Genomic DNA, 16,498 nt, shown 5'->3' with positions numbered 1-16,498 from the left:
GCGCTTGGGAGTAATATGGGGATTGGACTTCGAACGGCATAATACTTTTAGTTTTATATTTTTGAATATAGAAGAAACCATATGTATAGCTTCTTTCTTTCTCTTATTCATTTTTTATCGATTGTATAAAACCCTCTACATACTCGTCTTTCTTTAAAGGATTTCGCACCTTTTCATTCCATGTATCTGTACTCTCGGTCAATTTGTTAAAACGATCATAATGGCTTTCAATACTTTCTCTATCCACTTCAATTGTTTTATCTAGAAAATGATATTCAATTTTTTCAAGGTTCTTAATTAAAGCAAAAGCGGCGGTAGAGTTGTAGATAAGGGATTGGTTTAATAGTTGTTGATTGATGTCAGTCGTCCCCTTATTGAAATTTACGATTACCGCTAGATCATCGGATTTTAGTTCAAAATCTTGCAAAGTATCATGTAATGGTAGATGTCTAAAAAGCTGTGTGATATTTGACGCATTTCCCATATAGGGGTTTTTATATGGCTTTATATATTCCAAATCATGTGTAAGTGGTTTCCTTTGATCAATTAAATACTGTTCCGCAGCTGCGTTCTGCTTCGGAATTACTACGAATTGAACGACGGCAAATAGAATTAGACCAAGGACAAATAACCCGAAAATCCATTTTCCTAGTTTACTCATGTTGCCCCCCCACTTCAAAATGTGCAATTATTTTCCCACAAGCTGTAAATATGAGTGGAATGATGATTGAAATAAATGGCAATGCATATCTTGCGACTAATATACCGAATTGGTAGGGGCCGTCTATATGAATTGGCCTCGCAAACCAAAGATTGCTCCCAAACAATATCGCTGTTAAGCTACCCCAAGTAATGATGATAAACAGAACCCATAGTACCCATACTACTTTCTTTGTCTTCATGAAGGACACAATGTTCAGATGTCCAATTTTTTCTTGATTTAATGTTTTTCCTAGAAACAAATAGACGACAAAAAGTGCAAGGACAACTAAAAATAACATGAAATTAACTATAATTCCGATTCCAACTATCGTAAATGGAATCGTGATTATCCAGGCTACAATTAAAAATAAAAAAGCAATTTGATAAGCTTTAAACCTGAATTGATTGATTCTGACCGTGACATTACTGTCAATTAAATCATCTATATTGGTGATGCTGCTTTTTGCTCTTTCTATGGCGCTTTTTTCATCTAATCCTTCTGCTACAAGATGCGAAACTTTTGCTTCCAAATTCCCTAAGATTTCTTCCTTCAAATCATCGCTATCTGGATGATGATTATATTTTCTAAATAAATGGTCCACGTACACCCTTAATTCATGCATCATTTTCACCTCTTTTTACAATGAGCAGATCAATTAATACCTTTGCATCAAGCCATAAATCCACTGCCTCTTCATAAGCCCTTTTTCCAGCATGTGTGATTTTATAATACTTTCTCCTTCCACCTTGACTTTCGTCTCCCCAATAAGCCGAAATCAATTTTTGTTTTTCCAACCTTTTTAAGCTTGTATAGAGGGATGGCTCTTTCAATTCAAATGTTCCATTGCTTTGGTCAAAAATGGTTTTAATAATTTCATATCCGTAATTATCCCCTTCAGATAAAACACGCAAAATAATCGTATCAATATGACCACGAATTAAATCACTGCTGATGGGAGTAGCTTTATTCATAAAAAACCCTCCTCTCAATTTGCATTGTAACACATACTACTATGTGTGATGAAGTAATTTTTAAAAAAATCGCAATTAACCATTCATAATTGGTATAATCAGGGAGAAAAGAGGTGGATAGAATAATGAAGTCTTTTAAATTAGATATGGATTTACATACTGCACAGAAAATAATAGAAAATATAATGGAAGATTCTGTTTCTAATATTGAGTTCATTAACTTCGGAGAATTGAGCAAAGTCTTTAGTTATCAATATAAAGGCAAAGCTTATGTTATTCATTTTAATAACAATGGCGAACGGTTTAGAAAAGACGAGTATTTGTATCAAAAACTATCAAAGTTAGGGATCCCCATTCCACGAATTGAAAGAAATGGTAAGTTAAATGATATATTTTTTTCAATATCTGAAAAAGCTAATGGTCAGTCGTTGGTTGCCTATCCGGAAAATGAAATTAAGAGAATTTTACCTTCACTAGCTATTGAATATAAAAAAATTACTGAAATCCCAGTAGATTCTTCTGAGAGGTATGGTGCTATCAACCATGATGGCAAAGGAGCATTTAATACGTGGCAACAATATATTGAATCGTTTTTTCAAAAAGAACAGGATGGGTTTTGGAAGGATTGGTATACACTCTTTGATCATAGTTTTTTAGAAAAAGAGGTTTTTAACTATTATTACGAAATGATGATGGATTTGTCATGGTATGCACCTAAGGAAAAGTATCTAGTTCATGGAGATTTCCATACAGGAAATATTATATCGGACGGCAAGAATATTACCGGCATTGTTGATTGGGAGATGGCTATGTATGGGGACTTTATGTTCGATCTTGCTAACCTACACTTCTGGGCTCCACAGTTAGAAATTCCTAAAGTTTTTCGCCATGCCTGGAATAATGTAGGTGAAGATATACCTTTTTTTAGAGAACGATTAAAGTGCGGCATGCTTTTTAAGGGGATAGATGGTCTGAGATTTTTTGCAAAAAAGGAAGATAAAGCGGCATATGAAATGATAAAAGATAAACTTTCTTCTATTTAAATAAAAGGCTATTTTCTTAAAGTTTGTTTTTGCAAAAGCCCAAGAGCAGGCTTGGACGCTAATGAGGTAGTTTAGCGGTTCTTATTTACCTGCGTAGCTCTTTTCCCATTTTCAATTAATAGATTGATGACAAATTACTTTTTATAACAGGAGATGTTAGCTTGAAGAAAGTAACATATTTTTTCCTTTTAATTATCGCATTATTTTTGTGTCTTTCGGTTCCAACGTTCATTTCCATAAATGGTTTTAGCTTGGCGGAATGGCAAAGAGATGTATGGGAATGGAATTACCTTGGCGTTTCTTTTAATCTTCTGTTATTTATTTTGCTTGGTAGTTTAACAAAAAGTAAAGTAAGAGAATTGGGATTAAAATTGGGCAGATGGAAAGAAAATTTGATTTGGTATAGTTTAATTTCATTTAGTGTTCTTTTTCTCACCAAGTTGGCTGATTATTTTTCAAAAGGAATTTTGCAATTTTACGTACCTTCTTTAAGTACGATTTTATTTCAATTGTTTTTTGTATCCATTTCAGAAGAACTATTTTGGAGAGGGTTTGTCCAAAAACAGTTTGGCTTTTGGTATTCATCCGTAGGTTTCGGTACTATTCATTTTTTAGGATCTTTGGCAAATGGTAGTACAATGACAAATGCAGTTTCATATGGCGTGTTTACATTTTTACTAGGATTAATCTTTTCTTGGATTCGTCAAAAAACAGAATCGGTTTATCCAAGCATTTTACTACATGGGATATTCAATATTTCAAATTATTTTCTAAAATAAGATATTTATTTATTTTGGGTTACTATGTGCTGCGCTGCGTTCACATATTTCTCGTTATTTAGATTTACATATAATGGCAACAATGTTTGGGAAAAGAGCCAAATAAAATAACCAGTTGGCGTATGCACCTTCCAACTGGGTATTAAATCTTGTTAATTTATCTTATTTATCATTCCATTTTCTAAACGATAAACACCCTTACCTTCAGTTGATTCAAGTTGTCCGTTTAAAAAATACATACCCGTATGTTCATCAATTCCATAATTCACCCGTCCGCTAAAATGATTGGCTGCATTTCTTAAATGATCTTCATCATTCCATTCAGAAAAATGTACAGCTATCAATACATTTGATAGTAGCACCAAACCTCTTCGATGTTGAAATTCATTTTGTTCATTATCTTTAGGGGAAATAATGCATTTTTCTAGGCTTATTAACGCTCCTGCTGAAAATCCGGCAACAGGGATACCTGATTCATATCGTTCTTTTATAATTTTTGAGATTTCAGTTTCAACGATATATTCTGCATATAAATTCGTATGCCCTCCCCCAATAATGATACCCGAGCTTTTGGTGAGACACTCGATCACTTGCTCAATTGGTGTGTTAGGAAGAGGCAAGTAATGAAAATCGTTTATGCCTAAGTTCTCCAATGTTTGCGTATAAACCGGCATATATTCCTCCCAGCCGTCCCTTTCAACGAATAAAATGGAGATCGGTTCTTTCGAGTGAGAAGTTTTCCTTACAAATATCTTTGCCATGTTTAAGGTGAACGGAGGTCCGCCACCGAAAAGAAATAAATGTTTGTCCATTATTTCCACCTACTTTCATTCATCAATAAAGTTAATATTTTTAGCGAATTATTTATTCTCGATGTCTTTCCATATTACAACTTTCATCATTATAATGAGGAATATGGTTCCGTGTTTAGCATTATATGTAATAAAGTATATCAAACTATGTACTAGTTACCCATTGTTATATTACTAATCTAGTTTAATAAGCAACTTGAAAAATGAGGTGTTTTTTTGAATTCAGTAGCTTGGTTAATTGTTGCGAGTGAAATTGGTTTTTGGGTATTGATTATTTTGGGACTTGTCACAAGATATATTTTGAAACTTAAGAAACTTGGGTTAATCCTCTTAGCCTTAACCCCGGTTATTGATTTAATTTTATTAATTGCGACGAGCGTGGATCTTTATCGCGGCGCTACTGCTACAGTTGCGCATGCACTTGCTGCAATTTATATTGGTGTCTCGATTGCCTTTGGTAAGAGTATGATTCAATGGGCTGATATTCGCTTTCAATATTACATTACGAAGCAAGGTCCAAAGCCCAAACGACAATATGGAATGGATTACGCGAAACATTACTTTAAAAGCTGGGTGCAACATGTGATTGCGTTCATAATAGGTGCAGGCTTTTTAGTTGGGCTTATATTTTTTATCGACGATGCTTCCAGAACAGAAGTGTTGGCAGGATTTCTAAAAGTTTGGACACTTGTGCTTGGAATAGATTTCGCTATATCAATGAGCTATTTTATTTCGCCAAAAAAAGCAAAAGAATGACGAATCGATTAATGTTCGTCATTCTTTAATTTCTTAGTTACACGCCTCCAACAACAAATCAACAATATGCACCGCACGTACGCGATCTGACAATCCTTCCCTTTCAATCCCAAGCTTCATTTGCAGCAGGCATCCGGGATTGGCTGTCACAATTGTGTGGGCTTTTGTGTCGGCGACTTTTTCCATTTTATGATCCAAAATTTGCATCGACATTTCTGACTCTACGATATTATAAATTCCCGCCGACCCGCAGCAGCTATCAGCTTTTTCCATTTCTCTAAAATCAGCACCGTTGATTGCCGTAATCAGTGCTCGAGGTGCGATAAAAGTTTTCATTACATTGCGAAGATGGCAGGAATCCTGGTACGTAATAATTTGATTTTTTAAGGAAAGTGGAACCTCGTTATGGAAATCCAGTTCATATAATATTTGTGAAATGTCTTTCATTTTTGCTGTAAATACTTTGGCACGCTCGGAATATGCGGGATCATCTTTCAATAAATGATCATAGTCAATTAGAAACGCACCACACCCGCCAGCATTAACAATGATGTAGTCTGCCTCAGTATTTTCAAATGCTTCAATATTCCGTTTAGCCAGTTCTTTCGCTTTATCCTTTTCTCCACTATGGCCATGCAATGCTCCACAGCAATTCTGCCCCTCCGGAATAACAATTTCACATCCTGCTTTTTGGAGAAGCTTTAACGTTGCATCATTCGTCTCCATAAACATCGTATCCATTAAACACCCGCGAAAGAAAGCAACTTTTGCTTTTACTTGATTCGTATTCGCTGCAAGGTTCGCAGGTCTATTTTTCAGCGCCTTTCGCAAAGGCACTTCAGGCAAAGCCTTTTCCATTTGTCTTAGGTTTTCAGGAAAAAGCTTCATAAAACCTATTTTTCGAGCAGCTTTTTGTAAGCCGCTCCTTTGATAAAAGCCGAGCAACCCCACAGCATTAGCCATCCTATTCTGATGCGGAAAAATTCCTTCAAACACCGTTTTTCGTACTGTTTTTACTGGAAGAGAATAACGATTATATTCATTAAATATATCCCTTGCTTCCTCAAGCAAATGTCCATATTGAACACCTGCTGGACAAACGGGCTCACATGCGCGGCATCCGAGACAAAGATTCAATGACTTTTCCACATCATCATCCGGAGATATCAAACCATCATGTACAGCTTTCATTAAAGCAATTCGCCCACGGGGCGATTGCGTTTCGTCAAATCCAGTTTCAATATATGTTGGACAAGCAGGCAAGCAAAAACCGCAGCGCATACAATTTAGCAGTTCCGTTTCATCCATTCTTTCTTTAAAGGCTTCCTGAATCGCCCTTTCTCTTTTCGTCATATCAATCATCGGCTAACCACCAGCCGTTTCCGAGTTTCTTTCGCAAAGATCTTCCCTGGGTTCATAATATTATGAGGATCAAACGATTGCTTGATTGCTCTCATGATCAAAATGCCTTCAGTTCCAAGCTTCCATTCTAGAAAGGGGGCTTTCATCATACCGACTCCATGCTCCCCTGTAATCGTGCCGCCTAATTCAATCGCTTTCGCAAAAATATCAGCAAAAGCTGCGTCTACGCGTTTCATTTCCTCTTTATCCCTTACATCTGTTGGACATGTGGGATGCAAGTTACCATCTCCTGCATGACCAAATGTACATATCGTAACATTGTGTTTCTTCGCAATCTCGTTAATAGCTTTTACCATATTAGCAATTTCTGAGCGTGGAACAGTCGCATCTTCAAGAATCGTCGTTGGTTTTAGTCTGGCTAATGCAGAAAGTGCTGACCTACGAGCTTCTGTTAATGCCAATGCTTCCACTTCGGTTTCAGCAATTTTTACGGAAACTGCTCCTTCCTTCGTGCATATATCCGCCATTTTCTTCATATCATGTGCAACAATTTCATGAGGTCCATCTTGTTCAATTAACAAAACTGCCTCTACATCTGTTGGAAGACCAATTTTCGCAAAATCTTCAACGGCCTTTAATGTTGGTTGATCTAAGAATTCGAGAGTAGCTGGAATGATTTTAGCTGAAATAATTTCAGAAACAGTTCGTGCTGCTGCATCCATGCTTTGATAAAGTGCAAGCATCGTCTGCTTTGTTTCTGGAATCGGAATAAGTTTCAACGTAGCTTCCGTAATGATCGCAAGAGTTCCTTCTGAGCCTACAAGAAGCTGTGTCAAATTATAGCCCGCCACATCTTTGGCAAGCTTCCCTCCTGTTCGGATGATATCTCCATTTGGCAATACTGCCTCAAGTGCCATTACATAATCGGCCGTTACGCCGTACTTCAATCCACGTAAGCCACCCGAGTTTTCGTTTATGTTTCCACCAATCGTTGATATTTTCATTGAACTTGGATCAGGTGGATAAAACAATCCTTTCTTTTCTACTTCCCGTATCATATCTTGCGTTATTACCCCTGGTTGAACAGTTACTGTTAGGTTTTCCTCATCAACTTCGAGGATTTGATTCATATTTTTGAATAAAAGAACAATCCCTCCCTCTGTAGGCACCGTTCCTGCACATAAATTGGTACCTGATCCACGGGGGATAATAGGTATTTTCTCATCTCGGCAAACGTTTACAATTTCAGCGATTTCTTTTGTATTTCGCGGTGCAATAACCAGATCCGGCATCGATTGGTAATTTGGCGTAGCATCGTATGAATATACAAGGCGGCCAGCCTGAGAATCGATGACATTTTCTTTGCCGACAATGGAGGACAGCTTAGTCTTTATTTGATCTTCAATCATTTTTCCACACCCTTTTCTATCTTTCTATCTATCTTAAGGACTCGAAAAATATATGTTCTTACTTTATATTGTACTAAATCTTTCAGTCTTCATATACCCCCTTCTAATAATGACACTTGCGGTATTAGCCTAAAAAGGTGATAATGTGTTTTGGACATCATTTTCTATTACATTATCTAAAAGGGATTTGGAAACGTGAATATTATAAAAAGTTTAATTAGTTTCATTTTACATATCGATGAACATTTAATCGACATCATTCAAATATTTGATATATGGTCTTACCTCATTTTATTTTTAATTGTCTTTGTTGAAACAGGTGTCGTCGTTTTTCCATTTTTACCTGGAGATTCTTTATTGTTTGCAAGTGGAGCTTTTGCGGCAGTTGGTGCTTTTAATATCGCAATACTCCTGATCGTCTTTTTTACCGCTGCAGTCATTGGGGATACGGTCAATTACCATATCGGAAAAAAAATCGGTACATCGATTCCACCAAATAGCTGGATCGGTAAGATGATTAACAAAGAAAAAATGGAAAAAGCAGAGGAATTCTTTAATAAACATGGTGGTAAAACAATTATATTCGCTCGTTTCATGCCATTTATCCGTACATTTGCTCCATTTGTTGCAGGGGCAAGCCGGATGAACTATCGTTATTTCATTACCTATAATATCGTAGGTGGTGCAATATGGGTGTTGCTCTGTACAATTGCTGGTTACTTCTTTGGGAATATCCCTATCATCAAAAATAACTTTTCAACTGTTATCCTGCTCATCATCTTTATATCCGTTCTGCCAGCAATTATCGGCGTTGTAAAAGAACGATTTTCAAAATAAACCGAACCGGACTTCATTGAGCAAATGAAGTCCGGTTTCTTTTCATAGATTATGATAATATTTTTTATATTCATATGTAGAGGAGTGGCGTTTTGTTCCCTATCCCCTTTAGTTCTTTCTGGAAACTACTACGAAAATGGGTTCTCTTTAGGTTCCATCTTGAAACAATCAACAGCGGTGCAAACACAATTCAAAGAGTTACAAAAGATATATTCATTTCAACAAAATATTGATGAAGTCAAAGAAGTTCTAAACGCTTATTGTCCCGCTCTTTTGGAAGAACTGCAAGGCATAATGGACGGGTCAGGATTCCCTGAAGCGGAAATTCTCCGCTTACTAGCCGGGTATGACATGCCTCAGCTTGCAGAATTAGGATGTACGAGTCTCATAACAAGTGATTTTTACGTAAGAAATTATGATTTCAGTCCAAAGGTTTATGATGGCCTATTTATTAAGAACGGTATTATTTACGGTAATGCTCAATTTCTAGTTGGTCGATTGGATGGGATGAATCGAAACGGTCTAGTAGTCGGTTTACATTTTGTTAATAACGAATTTTATAAAAAAGGCTTTGTTTGCAGCACGATTGTGCGGATTGTTTTAGAAATGTGTAAAGATGTCGAGGAAGCCGTTCAATTATTAAAAAAATTACCCCATGCTGCATGCTATAATTACTCTCTACTAGATCAAAAAGGAAACTTTGCCGTCGTTGAGTCTTCACCGGAACAGGTTCACATTTTAACCCGTCCAAACGAGCTTGCCTGTGTTAACAAATTCCAAACAGAAAAAATGGAGTCATTTAACAGAAAATGGGTTGGCTCTTCAGATGACCGTTTAGCTGCATTAGAAAAAAACAGCTCCTTACAAACCTTGGATGAATTTCACGAATGGTTCAGCAAAACAGACTCTCCTTTGTTTTATACGGACTATGATCAATTTTTTGGCACACTATACACCGTCTCCTATGTTCCGAACGAAATGAAAATCTTACTTACTGCAGCTGGAAGTGGGGAAAGACGTTCGTTTGATATGAAAATCGATTAAAAGAGCAATCGGAAAAGAACCATATATGCGTACGAATAAACCAGAGCGATACAAAAAGCGATCAGCAAATCCCGCCCAAGAAGAGTGTAGATACTAAAATAATTTAGGTGGGGAAAGATGAATCATATCTCCACCTCATTTTGCTTATTCCTTCGAAATTCTATGACTTTAGTTCTGCTTCAAATGTGATTACTTCATCCGGATTCTTTGGGTATTTTGCATAAATATACTCCGATGAAATGGAAATATTCTTAAATCCAATTTCATTTAAAATGAGCTTAAATTCTTCGATTCCATACCAGCTCATTACTAATCTTTGAAGCTCTGTATCTATTAACCTTCCCTCTTTCCATTTTTCATACTTAAGATGCGTTACGGTCCTTTGCCTAACCCAGTCAATTTCGATTGATTGGCTTTCAAGCGTGATTCCTTCTCCATTTGATAGAGAAATGACACTTGTGGAAATGTCACCCACTTTAAAATCTTTAGGCAATGCTAAGTCTACAATAATTTTCCCGCCAGGCAACAAATGACTTTTAAAACATGTTAATGCATTTATCGCAGCTTCCCTTGTTTCCAACAAACAAAATGTTCCAGTAGGCATAATAATCGCTTCGTACTTATAAGGTAAATTGAAATCCTCAAGTTTACCTTCGAATAATTCAGGATTTAACCCTCTATTTTCACAACGACTTCTACAGGACTTTAGCATATCCGCAGAATAATCCAAGCCATCTACAACGTATCCTTTTTCTAAAAGCGGGATTAAAAATCTTCCCGACCCCACTCCTGCTTCTAGGATTCTTCCTTTAACATGTTTTAATCTTTCAAAATAATACTCGAGATCCCCATTGATTGATTTCCCAACCGGTTTTGTAAAGTCATAAAATTCCGTACAAAGTTTCCCGTAATGACTGAACATCATTCCTTCACCTTCTTTTTTTAATTTCTAATCGCTTCCAATCTAATTATAAAGGTTATATTTTTTAAAAATCAGTGAAGAGTAATATTATAATTATTTTTTACCATGTTTACGATCTTTATAAAGGAGAGTGACCGATGCTATGAACAATGAAAATATAGTGAAGGAGCTAAATGCTTATCTCAGAGGTGAGTATATGGCCATCCATTCATACGAGTATTACATTCAAAATATATCAAACCCCACTGTAAGGAAAACATTGCAAAAGATCCAACAAGGGCACAAACAACACGCCTTAAAAACCGCGGAAAGAATTCAAAATTTAGGTGGAAAGCCTGTAGAAGATAATGGATTTAAGCTATCAATAATGGAAGGAATGATGAAAATAAAAGGAATTCCTAATAGTACAGAGGAAATTTTAAAGGACGCCATAAGAGGGCAAGAAATGGGGATTAATAAAACAGAAGAAATTGTTAAAGGTGATCTTGACCGGGAGAGCCTGCAAATTGTGAATGCTAATTTGAATGAAGATCGAATGCATATAGATGAGCTAAACAGCATGATGTTTGAATAATGTTAATCTTTTTAAACATAGTATAAACATATCACTTTATGGAAGCAGGATGAAAAAATGCAAAATACATACAACCCAGGGCAGATTGTGTATGTCATTTATCGGAATCCTCATACACAGGACGTTGCGAATATTCAAGAAGCGGCTGTCGTTCAAACTCCCAACCATCCGAATCAATTAGCACTATTTCTTTACGAAACGTACTACCCTATTTCTGAAGAATTAGCCATTTTCCACTCAAAGGCAGAGGCAGAACAAGCATATTACGAGGCATTCGGTTCCGCAGATATTGAGGATTATTATGGTTAAACCTTTTACTCCTCAACTCGTCTACTTTGAACCTGGTGCTCTCGAATATCCACTTGGAAAAACGTTAGTCAATAAATTCAAAGAAATGGGTATTGAAACGCGGCAAACGACCTCACATAATCAGATCCGCAATTTACCTGGTGAAAATCATTTTCAAAAATACAGAATTGCCAAATCAACGCTGGTCGTAGGGGTTAGAAAAACATTGAAATTCGATACGTCAAAGCCCTCCGCTGAATATGCCATTCCCTTTGCGACCGGCTGCATGGGGCATTGCCATTACTGCTACTTGCAAACGACGATGGGAAGTAAGCCGTATATACGAACATATGTAAATGTCGATGAGATCCTCGAATCCGCGGAAAGCTATATGGAAGAACGTGCACCAGATGAAACAAGGTTCGAGGCATCCTGTACGTCCGATATTGTTGGCGTTGACCATTTAACTCACTCGCTAAAAAAAGCGATAGAATATTTCGGTCAATCGAAATATGGAAAATTACGTTTTGTGACAAAGTTTGCTCATGTGGACCATCTTTTAGATGCAAACCATAATGGTAAAACTCGTTTTCGTTTTAGCATTAACGATGATTATATCATTAAGTATTTTGAACCAGGGACATCCAGATTAAATGAAAGGATCGAAGCTGCTATTAAAGTGGCGAATGCTGGATACCCGCTTGGCTTTATTGTAGCCCCCATCTATTTACACGAAGGCTGGAAAGAAGGTTATGGGGAAATGTTTCAAAAGCTTGAAGCAGAACTGCCAAGCTTTGCTAAAAAGAACTTAACATTTGAATTAATTCAACATCGCTTTACGATGCCGGCTAAACGAGTCATTCAAAAAAACTATCCGATGACAAAACTCGAACTCGACGAAGCAAAAAGGAAATATAAATGGGGGAAATACGGCATAGGCAAGTATGTGTATAAGGATGAAGAACAAGAGGATATAAAAGATACACTTGGAGGTTATTTGAAAAGGTACTTTCCTGAAGCTAAAATGGAATACTTTACTTAAGGATATGGGATTGAGTTCCGTATCCTACTTTTTTTCATCCTCTTTTTTCCCCATTATTCCGTAAAACAAAAGATTCATTAACTCTTCCGTCATTGGGAGGACCTTCTGATAAACATCCTCTCTCTGCATATGTTCCTTCATCATTTGAATATAAAATAAAATCGCTTCATTCGATAAGTCCTTATCAATATATCCCTGCTCTTTCCCTTCATTAAATAAATTAATAAAACTCGGCACTGTCTTTTCAATATAAAGATTTTCGATATAACTCATCTCTGCAGCATATTCTTTCATAAAATATTGATAAAAATCTTCATGAATTTTATTAGCCGTTTCTTTTTTATTAAAAATAATTTGTTTAATTTTATCTGGAAAAGGAACATTGCTTTTAAGTAATAGTTCATATTCCAACCACTCTTTATCTATGTAAAAAATGATCACCTCATGAACTAAATTTTCCTTGCTTTCAAAATAATTATATATGGTCACTTGCGATACATTTGCTTTCCTCGCAATTTCTGCGACGGATACTTTCTGTACACCAAATTCCATGAATAGTGCCCATGCAGCATTTAGAATATCTGATTTCTTCATTTCTTTACGTCTTGTAAACCCATCCAATCTCTTTCACCTCATTTTTTATTTTAATGAAAGTTTTGTAATAAAACAATAAATATATTTCATAAGTATATTGAAACACAATCAATTTATATATATTATGAACTATATAGAGTAAAATATTTCAAAACTTGCGGGAGTGGTGAGTGGATTGAACATGTTAAGAACATCCAATTTAACAAAAAGATTTGGAAATTTTACTGCATTGGACGGTGTTAATATAGAAGTCAATGAGGGTGAAATCTTTGGTTTTATTGGTCCAAATGGGGCGGGGAAATCTACAACGATTCGTGTTTTACTCGGGATTTTAAAAGCAACAGAAGGCGAAGCTAAGATTTTCGGTAAAGATGCATGGAATGATGCTGTTGAAATTCACAAACGGATTGCTTACGTGCCCGGAGATGTGAACTTATGGCCAAATTTGACAGGCGGAGAGGTCATTGATTTATTTGTAAAACTTCGTGGAACGAATCATAAAAGCCGACGCGAAGAACTGATACAAAAATTTGATTTAGACCCTGCAAAAAAATGTAGGACATATTCAAAAGGAAATAGACAAAAAGTTGCATTAGTTTCAGCTTTTTCTTCGGAGGCCGACCTTTACATTTTGGATGAGCCGACATCTGGCCTTGATCCATTAATGGAGAAAATTTTTCAAGAATGCGTGATAGATGCTAAAAAGGCTGGGAAAAGTGTACTGCTTTCTAGCCACATTTTATCTGAAGTCGAAAAGTTATGTGACCGAGTTGGGATCATTCGTGAAGGAAAAATCATCGAAACAGGTTCATTAAATGAATTGCGTCATTTAACAAGATTGAATCTTGTCGTTGAAACAAAACAACCAATTGCAGCTATTCAGGAATTAAAAGGGGTACACGATGTTGAACATAAAGGACATTCCCTTTCATTCCAAGTAGATTCGGAAGAAATAGATGAAGTCGTGAGATATATCAGTCAGTTTGGGATTGTGAAATTAGAAAGCACACCGCCAACATTAGAAGATTTATTTATGCGTCATTACGAAGGGTCTCGAGGTGACGCATAATGGCAAGCAGGCTATATAACGAGACGGGCAGCCTTACTCGCTTTATCATTCGGCGCGACCGTGTACGCATTCCTATTTGGCTGCTTTCTCTATCTTCTGTTACTTTTTTAACAGCGATTGCCTTCAAAGATTTATATGTTACGGATATCGATAGGCAGGCAATTGCTGAAACAATGCGTAATCCTGCCATGACTGCAATGGTCGGAAAAGGATATGGATTGGACAATTATACGAATGGCGCAATGATGGCACATCAAATGTTGCTCTTCACTGCTATCATTGTAGCCTTGATGAGTATTTTACTTGTAGCCCGGCATACACGAGCAGACGAAGAAGAAGGACGTATTGAATTAATTCGGTCTTTGCCTGTTGGAAGATTATCTAACTTAAGCGCAACGATTTTGGTCTTGATTGGAATGAATGTGCTTTTAGCTCTTATTGTTGGAATAGGTTTGTATGCTTTAAAAATTGAGAGCATGGATTTGAATGGCTCACTTTTATATGGGGCAGCATTAGGTGTAACGGGAATTTTTTTCACAGCCATTACAGCCGTATTTGCACAGCTTGCAGAAAATTCGCGAGGAACTATTGGACTAAGTTTTGTCATTTTAGGCGGATCATACTTGATTCGGGCAATTGGGGATGTCAGCAACGAAACCATGTCTTGGTTTTCTCCATTTGGATGGATTCTTAGCTCGGAAGTATATGTGAATAATTATTGGTGGCCCATCTTACTAACGATTGGTGCATCCGTTGTTTTATTTATCTTTGCTTACAATTTGAATTCCTTTCGTGATTTAGGTGCTGGATTTTTACCATCCAAGCCAGGGAAAAAGCATGCATCGTTATTTTTACAAAGCCCTTTAGGACTCAGTTTTAGATTACAACGGACCGGCATCATCGCTTGGACCTTAGGTATGTTTGTTTTAGGAGCATCGTACGGATCAGTTTTAGGCGATATTGAATCATATTTTAAAGATATTGACATGTTGAAGGATATTTTAACACCCACCGAAGGCTTTTCTTTAACGGAACAATTTGTATCGATGATCATGTCCATATTAGCAATGATAAGTACCGTTCCAGCATTAATAGCGATCTTAAAATTAAAAGGTGAAGAAGGAAAAAATCGTACTGAACATTTACTTAGTCGTGCAGTTTCACGAACAAAACTTTTGGCCAGTTATTTGATTGTATCGTTCGGAATTGGTTTTCTCGTCCTATCAATGACTGCCATCGGATTATGGTCTGCCGGGGCGGCTGTTATGGATGAGGGGATAGCCTTTAGCACTATTTACGGAGCGGCGATTGTCTATCTTCCAGCAATGGGGGTGATGATTGGCCTAGCGGTATTATTTCTTGGTTTTGCTCCAAGCCTTACTGGGCTTTCCTGGATTTACTTGCTTTACTCATTCATCGTTGTTTATTTAGGCAAATTGCTTCAATTCCCTGAATGGATGAGTAATTTATCACCGTACGGCTATATTCCACAGCTTCCAATTGAGGACATGAAATTTATGAGTGTTTTGATGTTGACGATAATCGCGATTATCACGTCCCTAATAGGATTCCTTTTTTACAATAAACGAGATATTCACGGGTGAATATTTCAATTATAAACAGGAAAACTAGACTGGAAAGGGAGGTGTGCTTTGTGGCTAAAATCGGTATCGAACCGGCTTTGACAAATGTACAGCAAGCACTTCAAGAAAAAGGATACGAAGTAGTTCCAGTTCATAACGAATCGGATATTAAAAATGTAGATTGTTGTGTCGTATCAGGTCTGGATTCCAATTTCATGGGAATACAAAACATATCAATGGAAGGATCCGTCATTGATGCGAATGGTTTGTCAGCGGAAGAAGTTTGCCAGCAAGTTGAGAATAAAGTAAAACTTCATTAAATTAGGAATGAATAAGAGCTTGGCGTATTTCCAAGCTCTTTTATTATTGCAGATTATGAACCGAGTACTGCCTTTTGTTGCTTTGTGAGAGTTTCCGTATCGATTGGGTGCGAATCGAAACGCAAAGCCTGCTTGGTGAGCATTTCCGTTTCGATTGGATGCAATGCAAGACGGAAAACTTTAATTTTTGATGATTTCCCTCTCAATTGGGTGCAACACATGGCGAAATCATTACCTTTTGATGACTAATCCTCATCCTCTACTGGATGTAGTATAAATAGTGGACGACAGAATTGACGTATGTTTAAATCATAAATAACATACAAAAGGGCGTGTTTCCACATGGCAACGTACAAATCTTATGATGCAGTATTTAAAGAGTATGTCACA

At 36.7% G+C, this 16,498-nt stretch carries 19 protein-coding genes; 11 read left to right on the top strand and 8 right to left on the bottom strand.

The annotated features are described in order from the left end of the window. Window positions 1-103: 103 nt before the first annotated feature. From NQ185_RS07365 to NQ185_RS07355, 3 genes are read right to left on the bottom strand one after another with little or no spacing between them, the layout of a single operon-like run. Window positions 104-661: a DUF4825 domain-containing protein gene (locus NQ185_RS07365; protein ID WP_257580995.1), complete on the bottom strand. Its 558-nt coding sequence runs from the start codon at window positions 659-661 to the stop codon at window positions 104-106. Beyond that, window positions 654-1,328, bottom strand: a complete 675-nt coding sequence (locus tag NQ185_RS07360) for a permease prefix domain 1-containing protein (protein WP_257580994.1) — start codon at window positions 1,326-1,328, stop codon at window positions 654-656. Before NQ185_RS07360 ends, NQ185_RS07365 begins: the two co-directional genes overlap by 8 nt. Then, entirely contained in the window at window positions 1,318-1,674 is a 357-nt protein-coding gene (locus NQ185_RS07355) for a PadR family transcriptional regulator (protein WP_257580993.1), read from the bottom strand. The genes NQ185_RS07360 and NQ185_RS07355 overlap by 11 nt, the downstream gene beginning before the upstream one ends. 125 nt (window positions 1,675-1,799) lie before the next feature. On the opposite strand from NQ185_RS07355, the gene NQ185_RS07350 reads away from it, so the two are divergent. Both NQ185_RS07350 and NQ185_RS07345 read left to right on the top strand, forming a co-directional pair. After that, window positions 1,800-2,717: an aminoglycoside phosphotransferase family protein gene (locus tag NQ185_RS07350; protein WP_257580992.1), complete on the top strand. Its 918-nt coding sequence runs from the start codon at window positions 1,800-1,802 to the stop codon at window positions 2,715-2,717. Window positions 2,718-2,878: 161 nt separating this feature from the next. Beyond that, window positions 2,879-3,496, top strand: a complete 618-nt coding sequence (locus NQ185_RS07345; RefSeq protein ID WP_257580991.1) for a CPBP family intramembrane glutamic endopeptidase — start codon at window positions 2,879-2,881, stop codon at window positions 3,494-3,496. A gap of 152 nt (window positions 3,497-3,648) precedes the next feature. Here NQ185_RS07345 and NQ185_RS07340 read toward each other — a convergent pair whose 3' ends face one another. Further along, entirely contained in the window at window positions 3,649-4,308 is a 660-nt protein-coding gene (locus NQ185_RS07340; RefSeq protein WP_257580990.1) for a Type 1 glutamine amidotransferase-like domain-containing protein, read from the bottom strand. 216 nt (window positions 4,309-4,524) lie between these two features. Here NQ185_RS07340 and NQ185_RS07335 point away from each other — a divergent pair, with 216 nt between their 5' ends. Further along, window positions 4,525-5,064: a hypothetical protein gene (locus NQ185_RS07335; protein WP_257580989.1), complete on the top strand. Its 540-nt coding sequence runs from the start codon at window positions 4,525-4,527 to the stop codon at window positions 5,062-5,064. Window positions 5,065-5,097: 33 nt separating this feature from the next. Here the strand turns inward: NQ185_RS07335 and NQ185_RS07330 are convergent, their stop codons facing one another. Then, window positions 5,098-6,417, bottom strand: coding sequence for a (Fe-S)-binding protein (locus NQ185_RS07330; RefSeq protein WP_373370794.1), 1,320 nt, complete (start codon window positions 6,415-6,417; stop codon window positions 5,098-5,100). 5 nt (window positions 6,418-6,422) lie between these two features. Beyond that, window positions 6,423-7,835 carry a glycolate oxidase subunit GlcD gene (glcD, locus tag NQ185_RS07325; RefSeq protein ID WP_257580987.1) on the bottom strand — a complete coding sequence of 471 codons (1,413 nt, stop codon included), beginning with the start codon at window positions 7,833-7,835 and terminating at the stop codon, window positions 6,423-6,425. A gap of 195 nt (window positions 7,836-8,030) precedes the next feature. On the opposite strand from glcD, the gene NQ185_RS07320 reads away from it, so the two are divergent. Next, complete coding sequence (locus NQ185_RS07320; protein ID WP_257580986.1) at window positions 8,031-8,672, top strand: DedA family protein; 642 nt, start codon at window positions 8,031-8,033, stop codon at window positions 8,670-8,672. A 51-nt stretch (window positions 8,673-8,723) separates the two neighbouring features. Next, window positions 8,724-9,716 carry a C45 family autoproteolytic acyltransferase/hydrolase gene (locus NQ185_RS07315; protein ID WP_257580984.1) on the top strand — a complete coding sequence of 331 codons (993 nt, stop codon included), beginning with the start codon at window positions 8,724-8,726 and terminating at the stop codon, window positions 9,714-9,716. A 160-nt stretch (window positions 9,717-9,876) separates the two neighbouring features. Here NQ185_RS07315 and NQ185_RS07310 read toward each other — a convergent pair whose 3' ends face one another. Next, on the bottom strand, window positions 9,877-10,638 hold the full coding sequence (locus NQ185_RS07310; RefSeq protein ID WP_257580983.1) for a class I SAM-dependent methyltransferase: 762 nt from the start codon (window positions 10,636-10,638) through the stop codon (window positions 9,877-9,879). A gap of 142 nt (window positions 10,639-10,780) precedes the next feature. Here NQ185_RS07310 and NQ185_RS07305 point away from each other — a divergent pair, with 142 nt between their 5' ends. From NQ185_RS07305 to splB, 3 genes are read left to right on the top strand one after another with little or no spacing between them, the layout of a single operon-like run. Then, window positions 10,781-11,212: a DUF2383 domain-containing protein gene (locus NQ185_RS07305; protein ID WP_257580982.1), complete on the top strand. Its 432-nt coding sequence runs from the start codon at window positions 10,781-10,783 to the stop codon at window positions 11,210-11,212. 57 nt (window positions 11,213-11,269) lie between these two features. Then, a complete protein-coding gene (locus NQ185_RS07300; RefSeq protein WP_257580981.1) occupies window positions 11,270-11,521 on the top strand; it encodes a transcriptional regulator SplA domain-containing protein in 252 nt (83 codons plus the stop codon). Then, on the top strand, window positions 11,514-12,542 hold the full coding sequence (gene splB / locus NQ185_RS07295) for a spore photoproduct lyase (RefSeq protein ID WP_257580980.1): 1,029 nt from the start codon (window positions 11,514-11,516) through the stop codon (window positions 12,540-12,542). The genes NQ185_RS07300 and splB overlap by 8 nt, the downstream gene beginning before the upstream one ends. Before the next feature lie 24 nt (window positions 12,543-12,566). On the opposite strand, the gene NQ185_RS07290 is transcribed toward splB, so the two are convergent. Beyond that, window positions 12,567-13,163: a TetR/AcrR family transcriptional regulator gene (locus NQ185_RS07290; RefSeq protein WP_257580979.1), complete on the bottom strand. Its 597-nt coding sequence runs from the start codon at window positions 13,161-13,163 to the stop codon at window positions 12,567-12,569. A 154-nt stretch (window positions 13,164-13,317) separates the two neighbouring features. Between NQ185_RS07290 and NQ185_RS07285 the strand changes: the two genes are divergently transcribed. The 3 genes from NQ185_RS07285 to NQ185_RS07275 are packed head-to-tail and all read left to right on the top strand — an operon-like array spanning window position 13,318 to window position 16,108. After that, window positions 13,318-14,205, top strand: a complete 888-nt coding sequence (locus tag NQ185_RS07285; RefSeq protein WP_257581289.1) for an ABC transporter ATP-binding protein — start codon at window positions 13,318-13,320, stop codon at window positions 14,203-14,205. Next, the gene (locus tag NQ185_RS07280) at window positions 14,205-15,809 is read left to right on the top strand and encodes an ABC transporter permease (RefSeq protein WP_257580978.1); all 1,605 of its coding nucleotides are present in this window, start codon (window positions 14,205-14,207) and stop codon (window positions 15,807-15,809) included. Before NQ185_RS07285 ends, NQ185_RS07280 begins: the two co-directional genes overlap by 1 nt. Window positions 15,810-15,859: 50 nt before the next feature. After that, window positions 15,860-16,108, top strand: coding sequence for a YkuS family protein (locus NQ185_RS07275; protein ID WP_257580977.1), 249 nt, complete (start codon window positions 15,860-15,862; stop codon window positions 16,106-16,108). Window positions 16,109-16,498 lie beyond the last annotated feature (390 nt).

Source organism: Lederbergia panacisoli (assembly GCF_024626525.1).
Lineage (GTDB): Bacteria > Bacillota > Bacilli > Bacillales > Bacillaceae_C > Lederbergia > Lederbergia panacisoli.
This window is presented reverse-complemented; position numbering and strand designations above follow the sequence as displayed.